17 protein-coding genes and 1 pseudogene are annotated in these 19572 nt (G+C 61.3%); 10 read left to right on the forward strand and 8 right to left on the reverse strand.

The window, feature by feature from the left end:
• Positions 1-25 precede the first annotated feature (25 nt).
• Positions 26-280, forward strand: coding sequence for a hypothetical protein (locus F506_RS07590; RefSeq protein WP_053196292.1), 255 nt, complete (start codon positions 26-28; stop codon positions 278-280).
• Positions 281-490: 210 nt separating this feature from the next.
• On the opposite strand, the pseudogene F506_RS07595 reads toward F506_RS07590, so the two are convergent.
• The 5 genes and pseudogenes from F506_RS07595 to F506_RS07615 all read right to left on the reverse strand — a co-directional run bounded on the left by F506_RS07595 (position 491) and on the right by F506_RS07615 (position 4736).
• A pseudogene (locus tag F506_RS07595) lies at positions 491-1294 on the reverse strand (oxidoreductase).
• 92 nt (positions 1295-1386) lie between these two features.
• The gene (locus tag F506_RS07600) at positions 1387-2391 is read right to left on the reverse strand and encodes an NADP-dependent oxidoreductase (protein WP_053196294.1); all 1005 of its coding nucleotides are present in this window, start codon (positions 2389-2391) and stop codon (positions 1387-1389) included.
• A 104-nt stretch (positions 2392-2495) separates the two neighbouring features.
• Positions 2496-3293, reverse strand: coding sequence for an SDR family NAD(P)-dependent oxidoreductase (locus F506_RS07605; protein WP_053196296.1), 798 nt, complete (start codon positions 3291-3293; stop codon positions 2496-2498).
• Positions 3294-3399: 106 nt separating this feature from the next.
• Positions 3400-4008 carry a TetR/AcrR family transcriptional regulator gene (locus F506_RS07610; protein WP_053196298.1) on the reverse strand — a complete coding sequence of 203 codons (609 nt, stop codon included), beginning with the start codon at positions 4006-4008 and terminating at the stop codon, positions 3400-3402.
• 71 nt (positions 4009-4079) lie between these two features.
• Positions 4080-4736, reverse strand: coding sequence for a DsbA family oxidoreductase (locus F506_RS07615; protein WP_053196300.1), 657 nt, complete (start codon positions 4734-4736; stop codon positions 4080-4082).
• A 281-nt stretch (positions 4737-5017) separates the two neighbouring features.
• On the opposite strand from F506_RS07615, the gene F506_RS07620 reads away from it, so the two are divergent.
• Positions 5018-5755 (forward strand): DUF2076 domain-containing protein, encoded by a 738-nt coding sequence (locus F506_RS07620; RefSeq protein ID WP_053196303.1) that lies wholly within the window; start codon positions 5018-5020, stop codon positions 5753-5755.
• Between the two features lie 101 nt (positions 5756-5856).
• Here F506_RS07620 and F506_RS07625 read toward each other — a convergent pair whose 3' ends face one another.
• On the reverse strand, positions 5857-6516 hold the full coding sequence (locus tag F506_RS07625) for a dihydrofolate reductase family protein (RefSeq protein WP_053201362.1): 660 nt from the start codon (positions 6514-6516) through the stop codon (positions 5857-5859).
• A gap of 182 nt (positions 6517-6698) precedes the next feature.
• Positions 6699-7613: an AraC family transcriptional regulator gene (locus F506_RS07630; protein ID WP_053196305.1), complete on the reverse strand. Its 915-nt coding sequence runs from the start codon at positions 7611-7613 to the stop codon at positions 6699-6701.
• A 108-nt stretch (positions 7614-7721) separates the two neighbouring features.
• Here F506_RS07630 and F506_RS07635 point away from each other — a divergent pair, with 108 nt between their 5' ends.
• From F506_RS07635 to F506_RS07645, 3 genes are all read left to right on the forward strand, one after another.
• Entirely contained in the window at positions 7722-8456 is a 735-nt protein-coding gene (locus tag F506_RS07635) for an SDR family oxidoreductase (RefSeq protein ID WP_053196307.1), read from the forward strand.
• Positions 8457-8611: 155 nt separating this feature from the next.
• Complete coding sequence (locus F506_RS07640) at positions 8612-9091, forward strand: VOC family protein (protein WP_053196309.1); 480 nt, start codon at positions 8612-8614, stop codon at positions 9089-9091.
• A 183-nt stretch (positions 9092-9274) separates the two neighbouring features.
• The gene (locus tag F506_RS07645; protein ID WP_053196311.1) at positions 9275-9490 is read left to right on the forward strand and encodes a glycine zipper 2TM domain-containing protein; all 216 of its coding nucleotides are present in this window, start codon (positions 9275-9277) and stop codon (positions 9488-9490) included.
• 60 nt (positions 9491-9550) lie between these two features.
• On the opposite strand, the gene F506_RS07650 is transcribed toward F506_RS07645, so the two are convergent.
• Positions 9551-9853, reverse strand: a complete 303-nt coding sequence (locus F506_RS07650) for a YciI-like protein (RefSeq protein WP_053196312.1) — start codon at positions 9851-9853, stop codon at positions 9551-9553.
• Between the two features lie 405 nt (positions 9854-10258).
• Here F506_RS07650 and F506_RS07655 point away from each other — a divergent pair, with 405 nt between their 5' ends.
• The 5 genes from F506_RS07655 (at position 10259) to F506_RS07675 (ending at position 19538) form a co-directional block, all read left to right on the forward strand.
• Positions 10259-11029: a substrate-binding periplasmic protein gene (locus F506_RS07655; protein ID WP_053196314.1), complete on the forward strand. Its 771-nt coding sequence runs from the start codon at positions 10259-10261 to the stop codon at positions 11027-11029.
• On the forward strand, positions 11026-14136 hold the full coding sequence (locus F506_RS07660) for a bifunctional diguanylate cyclase/phosphodiesterase (protein ID WP_053196316.1): 3111 nt from the start codon (positions 11026-11028) through the stop codon (positions 14134-14136). Before F506_RS07655 ends, F506_RS07660 begins: the two co-directional genes overlap by 4 nt.
• A gap of 4 nt (positions 14137-14140) precedes the next feature.
• Positions 14141-14851, forward strand: a complete 711-nt coding sequence (locus F506_RS07665) for a glutathione S-transferase N-terminal domain-containing protein (RefSeq protein WP_053196318.1) — start codon at positions 14141-14143, stop codon at positions 14849-14851.
• A gap of 43 nt (positions 14852-14894) precedes the next feature.
• A complete protein-coding gene (locus tag F506_RS07670; RefSeq protein WP_053196320.1) occupies positions 14895-15794 on the forward strand; it encodes a LysR family transcriptional regulator in 900 nt (299 codons plus the stop codon).
• Positions 15795-15998: 204 nt separating this feature from the next.
• The gene (locus tag F506_RS07675) at positions 15999-19538 is read left to right on the forward strand and encodes a response regulator (protein ID WP_053196322.1); all 3540 of its coding nucleotides are present in this window, start codon (positions 15999-16001) and stop codon (positions 19536-19538) included.
• The last annotated feature ends 34 nt before the right edge of the window (positions 19539-19572 follow it).

Genomic DNA, 19572 nt, shown 5'->3' on the forward strand with positions numbered 1-19572 from the left:
TCTCCATCACTTCAAAGGAATTTCCATGCGAGCCGAAGACCTATTGCCTGATGATCAGAATCATCTTCAATTCTCCAATGGCGCCACCATCCGCAAAGGCACCGTGGGAGCTTTTCTTGCTAACGCCAAAGTCTGGAGCGACCCGGCAACCGGATCTGCGCAGCGCCTGGCCGCCGAACATGACATCGTCGAGGCTTTGCCGGCATTGAGAGCGCTGGGGTTGTTTGACGTTCTTTCGGTGCAGGATTCTGCCTTGCAGCGTTTAATCGAAGCGCGTTGAACCGGGGGCTTCTGAAGGTAGTCCGAGCATGCACTGAAAAGCTCTGCCTTTTGCCAAGTCAGGGTGTGCTCGGAGGAACCGCCCGGCGTTTTTACGGATGACGTCGCCACATTTCTTTGGCGTGCAGGTGACAGGTGTTTGGCCACACCGACCCAGTTTCCGAATTTCACAAAGTTGTCCTGATTTTCAGCCACGCTCTCAGCCAAGCTCTCAGCCGAGCCCGAATTGTTTTCTCAGGCTGGCGTCCACGAGACCTGCGGGCATGAATCTGCGCAATATGCTCAATAAAGATGCCTGGCCTGCCGGCGTGACGCGCATGCGCCAATTGCCCAGCGCGGCATCAACGATTGTCGTAGCAACCGCATCGGGCTCGGGAGCTTCATTGGTAGCTCGAGCGACCGCAGCGGCAACAGCGCCGCGCTCACGGTCGTAGGCGGCAAGAGTGGACTTGGCTTGTGGCGAATTGCTATCCAGACTGGTTCTCGTGTATGCCGGTTCCACCAGCGTGACGCGAACGCCAAACTGCCGTACTTCATGATCCAGTGTTTCCGACAACCCTTCGATCGCGTGTTTCGACGCCGAATAGAGGCCCATGTAGGGAGCGGGAAGGAAACCAAGCACTGAACTCACGTTCACGATTCTTCCCGAGCGCTGTTCCCGCATATGCGGCAATACCTGTGCGGTGCGCATGATGCCGAAGACATTGGTCTCGAACAGAGTCATCGCTTCGACAACGTTCGTCTCTTCCACTGCGCCGAGCATATTCACTCCGGCATTGTTGACGAGTACATCGATGCGTCCGGTGCGGCCGACGATCCCGGCAATGGCATGGCGCACCGAGTCGTTGTCGCGGACATCCATTTCGACCAGGGTAACGCCAGGCAACGGCGCCGCCGTGGACAGATTGCGGACGGTGCCGAATACCTAGTTTCCCCGTCGCGCGAATTGCTCGGCGGTCACCCGGCCGATACCGGATGAGACGCCGGTCACCAATACAACTTTTGATGCTGTCATTATTTTTCCTTTTACATTCATCTGAAACACCGAAACACCGAAACACCGTGGCGTTGTACGCAATCACGAGGATGCTTGAATCGTATGCTGCGCTATTGCTTCATCTGCACTACCACCTTGCCCTTGGCACGCCCCTGTTCAAGATACGCAAGGCCATCCTTGGCTTGATCAAACGCAAACACCTTGTCGATCACTGGCCGGATTCCTCCGGTCGCGAGCAAGTCGCCGATCTGGGCAAGCTGGCGGCCATCGGGGCGGAGAAACAGGAAGGAATAGCTGGCGTCGTGCTTTTTCGCGCGGCGAATGATCTTGGCGCTCAGCAGACCGAACACGATTTTCATGAAGAAATTCATCCCGCGCGCACGGGCGAAGGCGGCGTCCGGAGGCCCAATCAGCGACACTACCTTGCTGCCGGGTTGTAGAATCGCCAGCGACTTTTCCAGCGCATCGCCCCTGATTGTGCCCAACACGGCATCGTAGCCTTGCAGCACTTGTTCCACGTGCTGCTTTTTGTAGTCCACCACCACGTCCGCACCGAGGCTGCGCACCAGGTCCACATTGACGCTGCTGGTCGTGGTTCCCACCGTCGCGCCCAAATGCTTTGCCAGTTGGATTGCGAAAGTGCCGATGCCACCAGAACCTGCCGGGATGAACACCTTTTGTCCAGGCCTGAGTTGCATGCGCTCATGCAACGCCTGCCACGAGGTGAGGCCGACCATCGGGATCGAGGCCGCCTGTACGAAGTCCAGGTTGGCAGGCTTGAGCGCGGCTGCGTATTCAGGCACGGATGCGAATTCGGCGAGGCTGCCGCCCGGAAGGTCAAAGATGCTGGCGAATACCGCGTCGCCCACCTTGAAGCGGGTCACACGGCTGCCCGTTTCCACTACGATGCCAGCCAGATCGCTACCCACTGTATGTGGCAGTTGCAACGGCATGATGGGCTTGAACATGCCCTTCGGAATCATGTAATCGATCGGATTCAGCCCGGCGGCGAGTACCTGGACGAGGATTTCGTCTGGATTGATTGCCGGCCGCGAAATGTCGGCGAACTCGACCTTGTCGAGTCCACCGTAGCTTTTCAGGACGAGTGCTTTCATCGTTTCTCTTTTTCTTTGTATGTGCGCAGGCGGGCTTCATATCCACGCGCCGCGCGTGATTAGAGCGGTCCTTGCCGGCTCTGGGTCTTCGATATGACTGCAGATCAGGCGGGTAGCAGTCGCGGTGCGACCTTGCCGGTTTGCGTATCCGCAAAGAGCGCAGCGCGCGCCGACTCGAAACGCTCGATTGCACCTGCGTCAGCCACGGCGGGCAACGTGATGCTTTCGCCCTGGTCCAGCGCCGTCATGGCGGCATCGACCATCGCTTCTGTCGGCATCACGGTATCGGGATTCAGCGCGGAGAGTGGTACGCCGGATTGGTCCCAGACCTCGGTAGCTGTCGCTGCCGGGAGGACGACCTGGACCTTGACCGCTGAGTCGGCCAGCTCTTGCTGCAGACCGCGGCTGAAGCTCAGGACAAATGCTTTTGTGCCGCTGTACACCGCGCTGATGGGTAAAGAATGCAGTGCCAGCGCGGAGGAGATATTAATAATCAAGCCTTCGTTGCGCGCTTTCAGCCCCGGCAAAACTGCGTGCGTCAAGCGCGTCATCGCGGTGATGTTCAGCGCGATCTGCGACAGAGAATCTTGCAAGGCGCTGCCGCCGATGGGCGCGAGCCGCGCGATGCCGGCGTTGTTCACCAAGACACTTACTGCCGGATTCGTCGCCAGGACTTGCGCCACACTGGCTTGGCCGTCATCCGTGGCCAGATCGGCTACCAGCGTCTCGACGCTGACGCCGTGCGCCGCAGAAATCGTCGCCGCCAGAGACTGCAGCCTATCGGCGCGCCGGGCCACCAATACCAGGTCATAGCCGCGTCTGGCGAAGCGGTCGGCGTAGACTGCGCCGATTCCCGAGGAGGCGCCGGTGATCACGGCAATTTTGCGAGTAGATGTGGACATCGTAGATCCTTAAAAAGAGAAGTGGGACTGCTGACCCTGTTAACCAGTGAACAGAGATTTAAATATGATGATCATCATATTTTAGATTAAAAAAATGACCGAAAACTCAATCGGTAGCGGGAGTAAATTGTTTCATCGTGGCTGCGCGTAGCGCCTCGGAGAGCGCCGGGTCATCGACTGCCCGCGCGATCACTGTGGTGCCGATCAAGGCTGATAGCAGAGCCATTGCCTGCTGGTGCACCTGCGGCTGCCCCCAGTCCGGTAGCTGGCGGGCGATCAAATCGATCATCTCCTTGATATGGGCGGTCGCGGCGCGTCGTACTTCGGGAGACTGGCGCGGCATTTCCGAGGCCAGCGCCGACACCGGACAGCCGGTCTCAATGGCGCTGATATGCTCGGGCGACAAATACGCCTGCATTATTGCCTGGATCGCCTGCCCAGGCGGCGCAGCGGAGGTCACCCGAGCCGCCAGAGCAGCTGATTCGGCCCCGGCGCGATTCCAGGCCTCGGCCAGCAAGGCGTCGCGCGACTTGAAGTGCGCGTAGAACCCGCCGTGCGTCAAACCGGCTTCCTTCATGATGTCAGCCAGGCCAGTGCCCGCATAGCCGCTCCGACGGATAGCGCGCGCGGCCACCTCCACGATGCGATCGTGTGAGATCTCCTTGCGCTTCCTGCTTGCAGTTTTGGCTGATTTCGAATGCATGATGATCATCATATATCAGTTCTGTTTTTCTTGCACATGCATCCGGCTGTTGTGTGTCGCATTCAGCACACTTCCTGCAACCGTCACTCTCGCTCGCCGTTCGCCAGGATCGCCCGAAGCTGTTCTTCAAATACTTCCGGTGGCTGGCCACCCGAGATCAGATAGCGATCATTCACGATGACAGCCGGTACGCTGTTGATGCCGCGCTGGGCCCACAGCGCTTCTTCTTCCTTCACTTCCCGGGCAAACCGATCCGATCCCAGTACTTCGCTTGCTTCGACGCCATCCAGGCCGGCTTGCGTGGCAAGTTCCGCCAGCACTTTCCTGTCTGCGATGTTTTTCCCATCGGTGAAATAAGCCTTGAGCAGCACCAGCTTGAGCTCTGCTTGCCTGTTTTTTTCCTTCGCCCAGGCAAGCAGACGATGCGCGTCGAAGGTGTTGTAGACGCGGCTGTCGTCACCGCGGTTCATCGTGAAACCGACAGAAGCCGCCCTGGTCCGGATCTGTTCCCGGTTGGCGCGCGCCTGGTCGGCGCTGATGCCGTATTTTTCAGTGATGTGCTCCAGTTGCGCTTGCCCGGCGGCGGGCATGCCGGGGTTGAGCTCGAACGGATGGACGGTGAAGTCGACGTGCGTCTCCGGGCCGAGGCGTTCGAGTGCGGTATTGAGACCCGCCAGCCCGATCGCGCACCAGGGGCAGACAACGTCGGAGACGAAATCAATTTTCAGAGCATTATTCATGGAAATACCTCATGGCAATACCTCATGGCATGCACCTGTCGTCAGGTGGCGTTGATAGATGAAGATATTGTAATCGGATGCGTGAATGTCATCCGGGGAGGGCATCGCAGGGTGGTCGCTTCCGACCATGGCTATCATCAAGTTACAAGCTGTTTCCGACTTTGCAATTGCGGTCACATATGCAGGACGATATCCCGCGCATAATTGGCACCCGAACGTCGGAAGACGGTCAATATTGTCATCTATTGTTGTGCATTACACAGATCGGGAGTCCAGGCATCATGAGTCCTCAAGAAACGCAAACGCTTCAAGATTTTCTCGATCAACTGACGCAGGTGCGCGGCATCGCCAAGGATGCCCAAGCTGACGCGATGATCGCCACTGCCGTCGCCCGGCAGCCGGATGCCGCTTATTTGCTGGTACAACGCGCGCTGTTGATGGATCAGGCACTCGCCACGTCCAAGGTGCAGATCGCGTCGTTACAAAGTCAAGTGCAGGCCTTGCAATCCAGCGCGGCTCCGGCGCGCAGTTTTCTCGACGGCAATGCCTGGGGCAATGCGCCGGCGGGCGCCTGGCGTGCGGACCCAGCTCCTGCGTATGCGGCAGGTAATGCAGCTCCACCTGCGCCCGTTCAGGCACCTCCGCAATACCAGGCGCAGCCGGCTCCGGCGCCGTCCTCGGGATTCTTTGGCGGCGGCATGGGCAGCATGCTGGGTACCGTCGCTGCCACCGCCGCCGGCGTGGCGGGGGGCGCTTTCCTGTATCAGGGAATCGAGCATCTGATGAATGGCGGCAACGGAGCCGGGCTGGCGCATCAGAATGGATTGAGCGCGCCGGTGGAAAACGTCGAGAACACCACCGTCAACAACTACTACGGCGACAACACCGACAAGGGGCGTGCTCAGGACCGCGACGATAGCGGCAGTGAAGCTGCGTCCAGCAGTGATCTTGCAGATCTGAGCAACATTGATCTTGACGACAGCAGTGACAGCGGCAGCTACGACGACTCCATGGCGTAAGTGCGCGGCATGGCCGGCCGGCAATATTGACTGGAGATCAAAAAGATCCGACAAAGCCTGCGCATGCAGGCTTTGTCATTGGAGCGTAGTGCATTGATTTCTCAGATGTCCTTTGCCGGGCTGCGCCGGAGCACGACATGCGTCGCCTTTTCCGATCCGACGAATTCGATGCATTCATATCCCGCAGCGCGCAGATCCGTCCCCTCGAACAACCGCTCGCCCTGGCCCAACAGGATCGGCGAGATCGCGATATGGAGTTCATCAATAAGAGCCTCTTGAAGGTACTGCCGGATCACCCCGGCTCCTCCGCCAATGCGCACGTCCATGCCGTTCGCGGCTTCACGCGCCCGGCTCAGCGCTTCGTGAATGCCACCCGTGACGAAGTGAAACGTCGTGCCGCCTTCCATTTCGATGGACGGGCGCGCGTGATGGGTCAATACGAAGACCGGAACGTGATACGGCGGGTTGTCGCCCCACCAGCCTTTCCAGTCCCCATTCGGCCAAGGGCCTCGAACCGGTCCGAACATGTTCCTTCCCAGAATCCATGCGCCGACGTTCCTGAATCCGCGTGCGGCAAACTCATCGTCGACACCGGTCGTGCCATCCCCTGCACCGCGGATCTGCTGGAAGGTCCGTGTCGGGATGAGCCACTGATGCAAGAGCTCTCCGCCAACACCGAGCGGATGGTCGATATCCTGATTCGGCCCCGCTGCATATCCATCTATCGAGATCGTGAAGCTGTCAACTCTCACTCGTGTCATGTTGATTCTCTCCATTTGAATTGATATCTGATCGGAAGATCAAGGAGTGAAGCTCTGCGCCTCACAGACCGGCCGTTTTGTTCATCAATGCAATAACGGTAGCACAACGTGCTGCCGAAGCAAGGCCAGGAAAGTCACGTCGCCGGCCGGCAGAAATTGGTCAATGGCGGACGTTAGCGGCATCAGGTATTTTCCAGTTCCTCATGCTCCCGCGCATAGCGCGTGGGCGACAATCCGACGTGGCGGCTGAAAGCGACGCTGAATGCGCTGGCGGAACTGTAGCCGACCAGTTCCGCGACTTCGGCGACGCCGTTTTTGCTAGTGCGCAGCAGGTTCTTGGCCAGCGCCATGCGCCATGCCAGCAAGTATTCCATCGGTGCGGCGCCGACCGCGTTGCTGAAGCGTTCAAAAAACGCAGAGCGCGACAGGGCCGCTTCCTTCGCCAGTTGCGCCACCGTCCAGGGCCGGGTCGGATTGTCGTGCATGCATCGGATCGCGACCGCCAGGCGTTCGTCGGACAGGCCGCGCAACAGGCCGGGCGGGGCATCGGTTCCTGCGGTCGAGCGCAAGGCTTCGATCAGCAAAACTTCCAGCAAGCGGCTCAGGACGACTTCACGCGCCGGTCGCGCGCCCAGCGATTCTTCCGCAACCAGTTGCACCAGGGTCGCCAAGCGGCGGTCGCCGCGGATGTGCACCAGCCGCGGCAGTAGCGACACCAGCAACGCCGCGTCCGGTGAACCGAAGGTGCAATGGCCCAGCAGCATGCGCACCTCAGCCGGCGCGTCGGCAAGGCCGAGCCGGAACTCGCCGTTGGGCAGCTTGACCGGCATCGTCACCAGATCATCCGGCGTGCTGGGCGCCAGGCTGGACGTCATGAATTCATGGATGGCCGGAATCAGCACGAAATCGCCCGCCTCAAGAAGCAGGGGATCGTGGCCCTCTGCATCCAGGCGGCAGGCGCCTTCCAGGACCACGCAATAAAACGGCCGGCCCGCTTCCGAGCGCTGCACGCGCCAGCGTCCGGCGGCGCTGACGACTTTCGACAGCGAGGCCTGGGGCTGCAGCAACGCAACAATCTGGGTGAGTGGGTCGGTCATGGGTGGATGTGTTGATGGACGATTACGAATGAAAAGTGGACTTCTTATTGTAGCGAGTCCGGAGGCGGCGCGCTAAAGTCCGTGTTCACCCATCTCTCAAGGATTCCCATGAAAACCGTATTGATCACAGGCTGTTCTTCCGGCTTCGGGCTGGAGACGGCCCAATATTTTCTCGACCGCGACTGGAACATCATCGCCACCATGCGCACCCCGCGCGAAGATCTGCTGCCGCGTTCGGAGCGCCTGCGCATTCTCGCGCTCGACGTCACCGATGCGGACAGCATACGGCGCGCCGTCGAGGCCGCCGGGACGATCGACGTGCTGGTCAACAATGCCGGCATCGGTTTGTTGGGCGCGCTGGAAGGCCTGCCGATGGATAGCGTGCGCGAGATTTTCGACACCAACACTTTCGGCACCATGGCAATGATCCAGGCGGTGCTGCCGCAATTCCGCCGGCGCATGGCAGGCGTGATCGTCAACGTCACATCGAGCGTCACGCTCAAGCCGCTGCCGCTGTTGTCGGTGTACACGGCGAGCAAGGCGGCGGTCAATGCCTTCACCGAATCGCTGGCGCTGGAGCTGAAGCAATTCAATGTGCGCGTGAGCCTGGTGTTGCCGGGACGGGCGCCGTCCACCCGCTTCGGCGAGAACGCGCGGCCGCGCATGCAGGCCGGTATCCACGAAAGCTACACCGACCTGGCGCAACGCATCTTCGCCGAATGGGGAGAGCCTGCACCGGTGACCGGAGCCGGCGATGTGGCGGAAGCAGTGTGGCTCGCGGCCACCGATCCGGCTACACCGATGCGGCTGGCGGCCGGCGCCGATGCGGTGGCGTTGATGTGAGCCGCTCCCGTTGAATCGGGGAGATGGGCAAATTCCCCGGTATTATTTCCGGCACTATTTTCGGCGGACAGAATCGAAAACAGGCGGGACGGTACCGGAGAGAAGCGCCCGCGAGAGCGATTCATCCCACATCTTCCCCAATTCAGGAGACCAGCATGACCAGCAAAAACACACTTTGTCTCTGGTATGACGGCGCCGCGCTCGAGGCTGCGCAGTTCTATGCCGCGACATTTCCCGACAGCGCCGTCGGCGCGGTGCATCGCGCACCCGGCGACTATCCTTCCGGCAAGGAAGGCGATGTCCTCACGGTCGAGTTCACGGTACTCGGCATTCCCTGCATCGGCCTCAACGGCGGTGCGGCGTTCCGGCACAGCGAGGCGTTCTCGTTCCAGGTCGCCACCGACGATCAGGAAGAAACCGACCGCCTGTGGAATGCGATCGTGGGCAACGGCGGCCAGGAAAGCGCCTGCGGCTGGTGCAAGGACAAGTGGGGTTTGTCGTGGCAGATCACGCCGCGGGTGCTCACGGATGCGGTCATGGGAGCCGACAAGGCTGCGGCCAAACGTGCGTTCGAAGCCATGATGGAAATGCGAAAAATCGACGTGGCCGCGATTGAAGCAGCGGTGCGCGGCTGATCCCCGTCGCTGCAGAGAGTTGACGGAGAGGCAACGTTTCATGGCGAGCGGTGTAACAACTGTAAGGGAATGTTTACAAGCGTCCGGGGACCGAAACTATTGGGAGAGAATGCGGCTCGAACAGACGTCCATATTCCATTGCTGCGAAAGCAGCGACCTTATATTTCAAACAGGGACCTCATCATGAAAACAATCCAAAAAATCACAGTCATTTCCATCACGGTCTGCGCGCTGGCGGCGATGAGCGGTTGCAGCAACATGTCGCGACGCGACAAGAACACGGCGGTGGGCGCCGGTATCGGTGCGGTAGCCGGTGCGGTCCTGACCGGCGGCAGCGGCATCGGCACCGCAGGCGGCGCTGCAGTCGGCGGCGTCATCGGCCATCAGATCGGCAGGTAAGGCAATTTCTCTTCGGTGAAGAGCAAAAAAAGAGGACCGCGCGGTCCTCTTTTTTTTGCCTCAATCCGGTTGCACCGGCGTCGCCGCAGTTTTCCCGACCACCGTCGTCCATGGCCGCACCTGCCATTGCGTCACCACGCCGTTGAGGACGTAGGGATCCTTCCTGGCGAAATTCTCGGCAACTTCCGGGGAGTCGCCGGTGAACAACAACAGGGCTTCGTCTTCCGGATCGGCCAGCGCACCGCCGAGGATCAGTTCACCGCGCGCGCTGGCTTCCCAGGCATAGCCGAGGTGCTCGCTGCGGAACGGTTGTTTGGCGGTCTTGCTGTCTTTGACGAAGCGATAAAACAAGGCGTAGTGCATGGCAACCTCTTTTCGATGATGAAGGTGAATAACGCAAATTGTACGCCGACATCAAACTGACATCGAGCTGACATCGGGCCGGCATTCGGCCCACTTCCAGCATGCTCCAAGCGTGCTTCAGCGCCCCTTTCCGGGCTGTGTTCCTGGTTGCAGTTTCAATAGGCGTCGGGTAACATCATTCGTCCGTCATGCCGGAAGAATCAAAGAAATAACCGGCGGCGGCATCGCATTTGCACGACATCGCGTTGTTGGTCTGTGGCAATAAAAAATAAACGCCCGCAAGCCGCACAAAAGAATACGTAATCAGTACACGGTGCACATGAAGGGGGCCGTATTTCAGTCATTCTTACCGCCGGGGGAACGGTGATCCGCCGACGCTTCGCCAGCATCGTCTGTGCATGCAGCATGTTGTTCATCACATGCGCCACAGACACGGCCCAGGCAGCCGGTCCCGATTGCTCCCGCCCTTATACGCTTGCTCTGCACGACCACGGCCTGTTGTACTCCGCCGATACCGATACCGGCATCGACAAGGACTTCGCCGATGAGCTGATCCGCCGCAGCGGCTGCAAAGTCGGCGTCAGCCTGATGTCGCGCGCACGTATCTGGCAACTGATCGAATCGGGCGCGCTCGACTTCAGCCTGTCCGGCATCGCCAGCTCGGAGCGTCGCGGCTTCGCCTCTTTTGCCTGGTACTTCAGCAACAAGTATTACTTGCTAGTGCGCAAGGATGCCGGCATGCGTCAACTGGTCGAGTTCGAACGCAGCGAGACCTTCCGGCTCGGCGTGATCCGCAGTTTCCGCTATAGCGCCTCGGCTAATCGCCTGGTCGACAAGCTGACGGCCGCCAACCGTGTGACCCAGGCCGGCGGTCTCGATCCGCTGTACAAGGCGCTGATGGCCAATCGTATCCAGGGCATGATCATGGAGCCGTTCGACTATCCGGTGGTGGAAGAGAAGCACATTCGCGACGTTACTGCGATCATCGAATTCAACGACCCTTCGGTCCCGCACGGCTTGATCATGTCGAACAAGGCCTTGCCTCCCGGTGAGCGCGACAAGTGGCGTACACTGGTTGACGAGATGCGCGCCGACGGCACCATCCGCCGCATTTTCGAAAAATATTTCCCGCCCGCGCTGGCGGCATCGATGGTCGATTTCAAGGCGGAGCCGTGAACTGGATACGGCAGATCCTGCTGCCCTTGACGATCCTGGTCGCCGGCCTGTGCGTGACCTGGCTGGCCTGGGACCACGAGCGCGATGCCTCGCAGAAAGAGCTGCGTGCGCAATTCGATTTTTCCCTGCGCGAGGCGGTCAGCCGCGTCGAGCAGCGCGTCTCCAGCTATGAACAGATGCTGCACGGCGTGCAAGGCCTGTTCACCGCCAGCGGGAAATTCGATCGGGTGGCGCTGCACGACTATGTCGCGTCGTTGAACCTCGATGCCAATTTTTCCGGCATCCAGGCCATCGGTGCGGAAGAGTGGATTACCAGCGCCGACAAGACCGCGCACATTGCGCGCATGCACGAACTGGGTTTCACCGACTACGCCATCCGTCCCGCTGGCGAGCGTCCCGACTATGCGCCGATCGTGATGCGCGAACCCTACGTCGGCCGCAATCGCGTGGCCTTCGGCTTCGATCCCTGGGCCGAAGCCAATCGCCGCCTAGCCATGGAAAAAGCGCGCGACTCAGGCATGGCGGCAATTTCCGGCAAGGTCAAGCTGGATCTCGACGCCGACGGCCAGGGTCAGCCGAGCTTTGTCATGTATTTGCCGATCTACGCGCGCGGCATGCCGCAATCGACCATCGCCGAGCGCCGCGCCAACCTGATCGGCTGGGTGCACGCCTCGTTCCGCATGAGCGACGTAGTCGCCAGCCTGTACGGCGAGCAGCCGATGGGTGTCGCGTTCGCGATCTATGATGGCGTCGAACCGTCGACCGAGGCCTTGCTCTATCAATCGGCAGTCGGCCTCGACAACAAGAAACCGACACTGATCAGCGCGACCGAGTACCTCGTGGTGGCCGGCCACAACTGGACGCTGTCCATGAACACGCTCGACGACTTCACCACCCGTTTCGGCCGCAACGCCGAAGTGCAGACCGCCCTGACCGGCGTCGGCCTGAGCATGTTGCTGGCATTGCTGGCCTGGCTGCTGATGTCGAGCCGGCGCCGCGCACTTCGCCTGGCCAACAAGATGACCAGCGAACTGCGCGCCAGCGAAGAACAGTTCCGCGCCATCGCCGACTGCACCGTCAACTGGGAAGTATGGTGGGGCCTGGACGGCAAGCCGCGCTGGATCAATCCGTCGGTGTTCCATTACACCGGCTATACGGTTGAAGAGTGCATGGCGATGCGGAACTTCAGGACGCAGTTCATTTATCCGGAAGACCTGCCGCGTGTGGCGCCCGAACTCGACAAGGGCTTGCTCGGCGAACGCGGCGACGATCTGGAATTCCGCTGCATTCGCAAGGACGGTTCACTGTTCTGGCTGTCGGTATCGTGGCTGCCGATCACCGACGCCAATGGCGTCTTCACGGGTTTCCGCACCAGCGGTCGCGACATCACCGAACGCAAACAAGCCGAAGCCGAACTGCGCATCGCTGCGGTGGCTTTTGATTCGCTCGAAGGCATGATGGTCACCGACGCCGACGGCAAGATCCTGCGCGTGAACCAGGCCTTCACCAAGATTACCGGTTACGACGTTGAGGACGTCATCGGCAAGACGCCGCGCCTGCTGCGCTCGGACCGTCACAGCCCGGCCTTCCATCGGGCCATCTGGGAAAGCGTGCGCCACTCCGGCGGCTGGCAGGGGGAAATATGGAACCGCCGCAAGAACGGCCAGGTTTATCCCGAATGGCTGACCATCTCGGCGGTGAAGAGCGACGACGGTGTCGTCACACATTACGTCGGCACCCATCACGACATCACCGAACGCAAGATCGCCGAAGAGCGCATCAAGGAGCTGGCCTTCTTCGACGCTCTCACGCGCCTGCCCAATCGCACACTGCTGCTCGACCGCCTCAAGCAGGCGATCGCGGCCAGCACGCGCAACAAGACCAGCAGCGCCTTGCTGTTCATCGATCTCGATCATTTCAAGACGCTCAACGACACGCTCGGCCATGACAAGGGAGACCTGTTGCTCAAGCAGGTCGCACAGCGGCTGGCGGCGAGCGTGCGCGCCAACGACACGGTGGCGCGCGTTGGTGGGGATGAGTTCGTGGTGGTGCTGGAAAGCCTGCATCGCAATCCGCAGGAAGCCGCCAGCCAGACCAAGTCCATCGGCGAGAAGATCCTCAGCGTGCTCGACTCTCCCTATGAACTGGGCGAGGTCGAATACCGCACTACCGCCAGCGTCGGCGCCACAGTATTCCGCGGTCGCCAGGCCTCGATCGACGAACTGCTCAAGCAGGCCGACCTGGCGATGTACAAGTCCAAGGAAACCGGCCGCAACGCCATGAGCTTCTTCGATCCTGCGATGCAGACCGTGGTGCTGGAACGCGCCGCGCTCGAAGCCGGCCTGCGCAAGGCCATCGACGGCGGCCAGCTGGTGTTGCACTACCAGGCGCAGGTGGTCGACGGCGGCCGCGTGACCGGCGCCGAAGTGCTGGTGCGCTGGCAGCATCCGCAGCGCGGCACGGTGCCGCCGTCGGAATTCATTCCGCTGGCCGAAGAGACCGGCCTGATCCTTTCGCTCGGCAACTGGGTCATGGAAACCGCCTGCACGCAGCTGGCGCGCTGGGCCCAGCGCGCCGATACCTCGCACCTGAGCATCGCCGTCAACGTCAGTGCGCAGCAATTCCGCGAAGCCGATTTCGTCGCGACCGTATGCGGCATCATCGAACGTACCGGCGCCAATCCGAAACGCCTCAAGCTCGAGTTGACCGAGAGCCTGCTGGTCGACAACGTCGAAGACATCATCCAGAAGATGTATGCGCTCAAGGCCAAGGGCGTCGAGTTCTCGCTCGATGACTTCGGCATCGGCTATTCGTCTTTGTCCTATCTCAAACGCTTGCCGCTGAATCAGCTTAAAATCGACCAGTCGTTTGTGCGCGATGTCCTGATCGACCCCAACGATGCCTCCATCGCCAAGACCATCGTCGCACTCGCGCAAAGTCTCGGCCTGGGTGTCATCGCCGAGGGTGTCGAGACCGACGCGCAGCGCGATTTCCTGGCCGATGCAGGATGCCACGCCTACCAGGGCTACTTCTTCTGCCGGCCGCTGCCGCTGGACGGGTTCGAGCAATTCGTCCAGGCCTTCGATCCGATTCTCGATATGGAGTAACCACATGTCCGCTGCTTCCAAGATTGCCGATTTCCCCATCAACGCCAAGTGGGCGGCGCAGCATCCCGAACGCATCCAGTTGTATTCGCTACCGACGCCCAACGGCGTCAAGGTCTCGATCATGCTGGAAGAAACCGGCCTGGCCTACGAGCCGCACCTGGTCAGCTTCGACAGCAACGACCAGTTCTCGCCGGAATTCCTGTCGCTCAATCCGAACAACAAGATCCCGGCGATCATCGATCCCGACGGTCCGGGCGGCAAGCCGCTCGCGCTGTTCGAATCGGGCGCGATCCTGATCTACCTGGCCGAGAAAACCGGCAAGTTCCTGCCGCAGGATCCGGCCGCGCGCTACCAGGCCATCCAGTGGGTGATGTTCCAGATGGGCGGCATCGGTCCGATGTTCGGCCAGCTCGGCTTCTTCCATCGCTTCGCCGGCAAGGAATACGAAGACAAGCGTCCGCGCGACCGCTACGTCGCCGAATCACGCCGCCTGCTTGGCGTGCTCGACCAGCGCCTGACGGATCGCGAATGGGTGATGGGCGAGTACGGCATCGCCGACATCGCGATCTTCCCGTGGGTGCGCAACCTGGTCGGCTTCTACGAAGCGGGTGAGCTGGTCGGTTTTCAGGACTTCAAGAACATCCGGCGCACGCTCGATGCCTTCGTCGCACGTCCGGCGGTGATCAAGGGCCTGACGATTCCGGCGCGCGGCTGAGCGCGGCAAGAAGATCGCCGCAGCATGCTTCAGGAAGTGAACCATGTCCTTTGACGGACGCCTGCTGGCCGGCGTCAGCGTGTTGGCGGCGGTGATCGAGCGCGGCACCTTTGCGCGCGCAGCCGAGGCGCTCAACATGTCGGACTCCGGCGTCAGCCGCGCTATCGCCCGGCTGGAGGCGCGCGTCGGCGTTCGCTTGCTGGACCGCACCACGCGTTCGATGAGCCTGACCGACGAAGGCCGGCGTTTCTACGAACAAGTGGCGCCGCTGCTGGCGGGCATCGAAGAAGCCGCCATCGACGCCTCCGGTTCGGCCAGCGCCGTGCGCGGCCGCCTGCGCGTCGATCTCGATCCGTTCTTCTCGCGTCTGCTGCTGGCTTCGCATCTCGGCGCTTTCCTCGAAAAATATCCCGACCTGACGCTGGAACTGACCACGCGCGAGCATTTCGGCGACCTGGTGGCTGACGGCATTGACGTCGCCATCCGCTTCGGCAAGCCGCCCACCTCGACCACGGTGGCGCGCAAGCTGCTGGAGACGCGCATCCTCACGGTGGCCTCGCCGGCCTACCTCGCCAAACACGGCAGGCCGTCGCATCCGTCCGAGCTGGTCAACCATCAGTGCATCCATTTCCGCGATCCGATCACGGGTCGGCCGTACGAATGGGTGTTTCAGAAGGGACGCAAGGTGGTCGAAGTGGCTCCGCCGGGGCGGCTCATTCTCAACGACTCCGGCACCATGCTGCTGGCCTGCAGTTCCGGCGCCGGCATCGCCCAGATCCTGGCGCTGGGTACGCAGAACGTATTGAAGCAGGGGCAGCTGGTGGAGATTTTCCCGGACTGGCCGGACGAACGCTTTCCGCTTTACGCGCTGCATCCTTCGCGGCACAGGCCACCCGCCAAAGTGCGCGCCTTCATCGACTTCGTACTTGAGGCGGTAGGCTGATTCATTTTTGATGATGCATTAATGACAATGGAAAAGAGGGTTTCACAGACCCTCGGGCGCCTCCTCCGGACAGGAGGATTCAAGTATAATTTTCGCGCGATTTCTCTATAAGAAAAAGAACCTGTATCGCGGTGACCCGGTCTGACCGGTCACGACCATCGTCTTGTTATTCCTTGTCCCCCAACATCACCGACGGAGCACAACGTGCCACGTTTTCCCTTGCCAGCTGGACAACGCATCGATGCAAAACCCACACGCGCCGCCGGCGCCATTTCCGGACTGCCGCTGCCGCCGGGACCGCTGATCGGTTTCGGTGTCGCGATCCTCGCGGTGATCCTGATCTCCTTTTTTTCCTATCGCGCGCAGGAAGTGCGCGCCCGCACCGCCGAACTGGTGTCGCACACCATCGAAGTGCGTGAGCAGCTGCAGTCGCTGGTGTCCATACTCAAGGATGCGGAAACCGGCCAGCGCGGCTTCCTGCTGACCAGCAGCGAAAATTACCTGCTGCCGTACACCAATGCCAAGGCGGCGTTGCCGGGTCAGCTGAAGCGTTTGCGCAGCCTCATCAGCGACAATCCGGAACAGGTCCAGCGTCTTGATTCCGCCGCCTTGATGGCGCAGGACAAGATGGACGAGCTGGCCGAGAGCATCGAGCTGCAGCGCACGCTCGGCGCGGAAGCGGCGCTGGCAGTGGTGCGCACCAACCGCGGCAAGATGGCGATGGACCGCCTGCGCGCCATCACCGACGAGATGGAGCTGCATGAGCGCAACCTGCTCGTCAATCGCCAGGAAGAGTGGCGCGATGCGGTGGTGCTTGCTTCCATGGTCACCTGGATCGGCTCGGGCGTGCTGCTGGTATTGATCGTGGCGGCCGCCGTCATGACGTCGCGCGACTACCGTGCGCGCGAGCGCCAGGTGTGGATCCGCGCCGGCCAGATCGGGCTGGCCAGACGACTGCAGGGCGAGCAGCGGCTTGACGTGCTGGGCGACAACGCGCTGGCTTTCCTGGCCGACTATCTGGGCGCGCAGGTCGGGGCGATCTACATCCATAACGACGCCGACGCGTTCCGCCGTTTCGGTTCTTACGCCATCGGCGCGGGCTCCGGCCACGCTGTGCTGCAGCCCGGCGACGGCCTGCTGGGCCAAGCCGCAAAAAGCAATCGTGTGGTACATGTACGCGAGGTGCCGGATGGTTACCTGCCGGTCACCTCCAGCCTCGGCGCCAGCAAGTCGCGCGAGCTGCTGATTGCACCGGCCAGTGTCGACGGCGCGGTGCAGGCGGTGATCGAGTTGGGCTTCTTCCGTCCGCTGCATGCGGCCGAAGTGGAGTTGCTGGAACGTACGGCGGAACTGATCGCCGTCTCCGTGCGTTCCGCCAAGGACCGCACGCGGCTGGAAGAACTGCTGGAAGAAACCCAGCGCCAGGCGGAGGAATTGCAGGCGCAGGAAGAAGAACTGCGCGTCAATAACGAAGAGCTGGAAGAACAAAGCCAGGCGCTCAAGGCCTCGCAGGCGCGCCTGGAAACCCAGCAAAGCGAACTGGAGGAAACCAACGCCCAGCTGGAAGAGCAGGCGCAGCAGCTGGAAGCGCAGAAGGATGACCTGTCCAAGGCGCAGACCGTCCTGGTGGAGAAGGCGTCCGAACTGGAGCGGTCCAATCAGTATAAAAGCGAATTCCTCGCCAACATGAGCCACGAGTTGCGCACGCCGCTCAATTCGACATTGATCCTGGCCAAGCTGCTGGCCGACAACAAGGGCGGCAACCTGACCGACGAGCAGGTGCGTTTTGCCCAGACCATTTCCTCGGCCGGCAACGACCTGCTGGCGCTGATCAACGACATCCTCGACTTGTCGAAGATGGAGGCCGGCAAGATCGAGATCGTCGCCGAGCAGGTGCGGATGCAGAAGCTGACCGACGAACTGACCGCGACCTTCCAGCCGACCGCGCAGCAAAAGAACCTGTCGCTGCGCACCATCGTCGAAGCCGGAACGCCGGAGCACATCGTCACCGACGCCCAGCGCCTCGGCCAGATCCTCAAGAACCTGTTGTCCAACGCGGTCAAGTTCACCGACAAGGGCGAGGTCACGCTGACGATTTATCCGAACGCCGAAGGCCGTGTGGCATTCTCGGTGCGCGACACCGGCATCGGCATCGCCGACGATCAGCAGCAGTTCATCTTCGAGGCATTCCGCCAGGCCGACGGCAGCACGCATCGCAAATACGGCGGCACCGGCCTCGGCCTGTCGATCTCGCGCGACCTCGCACGCATCCTCGGCGGCGACATCCAGGTGCAGAGCCGCTTGGGCGAAGGCAGTATCTTCACGCTGACCTTGCCGCTGGCATATTCGCCGGAAGCTTCCAACCTGACGCTGCCGATGACCGGCGACGCCGGCGTCGCGGCGATGCCACCGCCTGCGCCGGCGTCATCGGTGATTTCGGCCGCACGCGCTTCGCTGGCCGCGACCGCTGCACCCGATGTGAGCGTACCTTCCCGCACGGCGACTGGCCTGCAGCCGATCGCCATCGATGACGATCGCAATCGCATCAAACCGGCTTCCCGCCTGATCCTGGTGATCGAGGATGACACCGCGTTTGCGCTGATTCTGCGCGACCTGGCGCATGAGATGGGCTTCCAATGCATCATCACGCACTCCGCCAACGAAGGCGTGGCTGCCGCCGATCTGTATCATCCGAGCGCGATCCTGCTCGACATGAACCTGCCCGACTTCTCCGGCCTCGGCGTGCTCGACCAGATCAAGCGCAATCCGCACACGCGCCATATTCCGGTGCATGTGGTGTCGGTTGCCGACTACATCCAGGAAGCCATGGAGCGCGGCGCCGTCGGCTACGCCCTGAAACCGGTCCAGCGCGAACAGCTGATCGACGCCTTCCGCAAGCTGGAGGCCAAATTCTCGCAAAGCCTGCATCACGTGCTGGTGGTCGAGGACGATGCGCGCCAGCGCGACAGCATCCGCCAGTTGCTGGGCAACGACGACGTGAACATCGTCGGCGTCGAGACGGCGGCGAAGGCGCTCGAACAATTGCGTACCACCACCTTTGACTGCATGGTGATGGACCTCAACCTGCCCGACCTGAGCGGCTACGAGCTGCTGGAAAAGATGGCGCAACAGGAGGACGTCGCTTTCCCGCCCGTGATCGTCTATACCGGCCGTTCGCTGACCGGCGAAGAAGAGCAGGGCCTGCGCCGTTTCTCGCGCTCCATCATCATCAAGGACGCGCGTTCGCCCGAGCGCCTGCTCGACGAAGTGACGCTGTTCCTGCATCAGGTCGAAACCACATTGCCGGCCGAAAGCCAGCGCCTGCTGAAGGTGGCGCGCGACCGTGAAGCGGTGTTCCAGGGGCGGCGCGTACTGGTGGTCGAAGACGATGTGCGCAACATCTTCGCGCTGTCCAGCGTGCTCGAGCCCAAAGGCATGAAGGTCGAGATCGCGCGCAACGGCATCGAGGCGCTGGAAGCGCTCAAGCGCAGCCAGGCATCGGGTGCGCAACGTATCGACCTGGTGCTGATGGACATCATGATGCCGGAGATGGACGGCATGACCGCAATGCGCGAGATCCGCCGCCAGCCAGAATGGAAGAAACTGCCGATCATCGCCCTGACCGCCAAGGCCATGAAGGACGACCAGGAAAAATGCCTGGCCGCCGGCGCCAACGACTACATCGCCAAGCCGCTCGACGTCGAAAAACTGCTGTCGCTGGTGCGCGTCTGGATGCCGAAATGAGCGCCCCTGGGACCGTCATGAACATGGATTGCTG

Origin of the sequence: Herbaspirillum hiltneri N3, from assembly GCF_001267925.1 — a bacterium.
Classification (GTDB): Bacteria; Pseudomonadota; Gammaproteobacteria; order Burkholderiales; family Burkholderiaceae_D; genus Herbaspirillum; species Herbaspirillum hiltneri.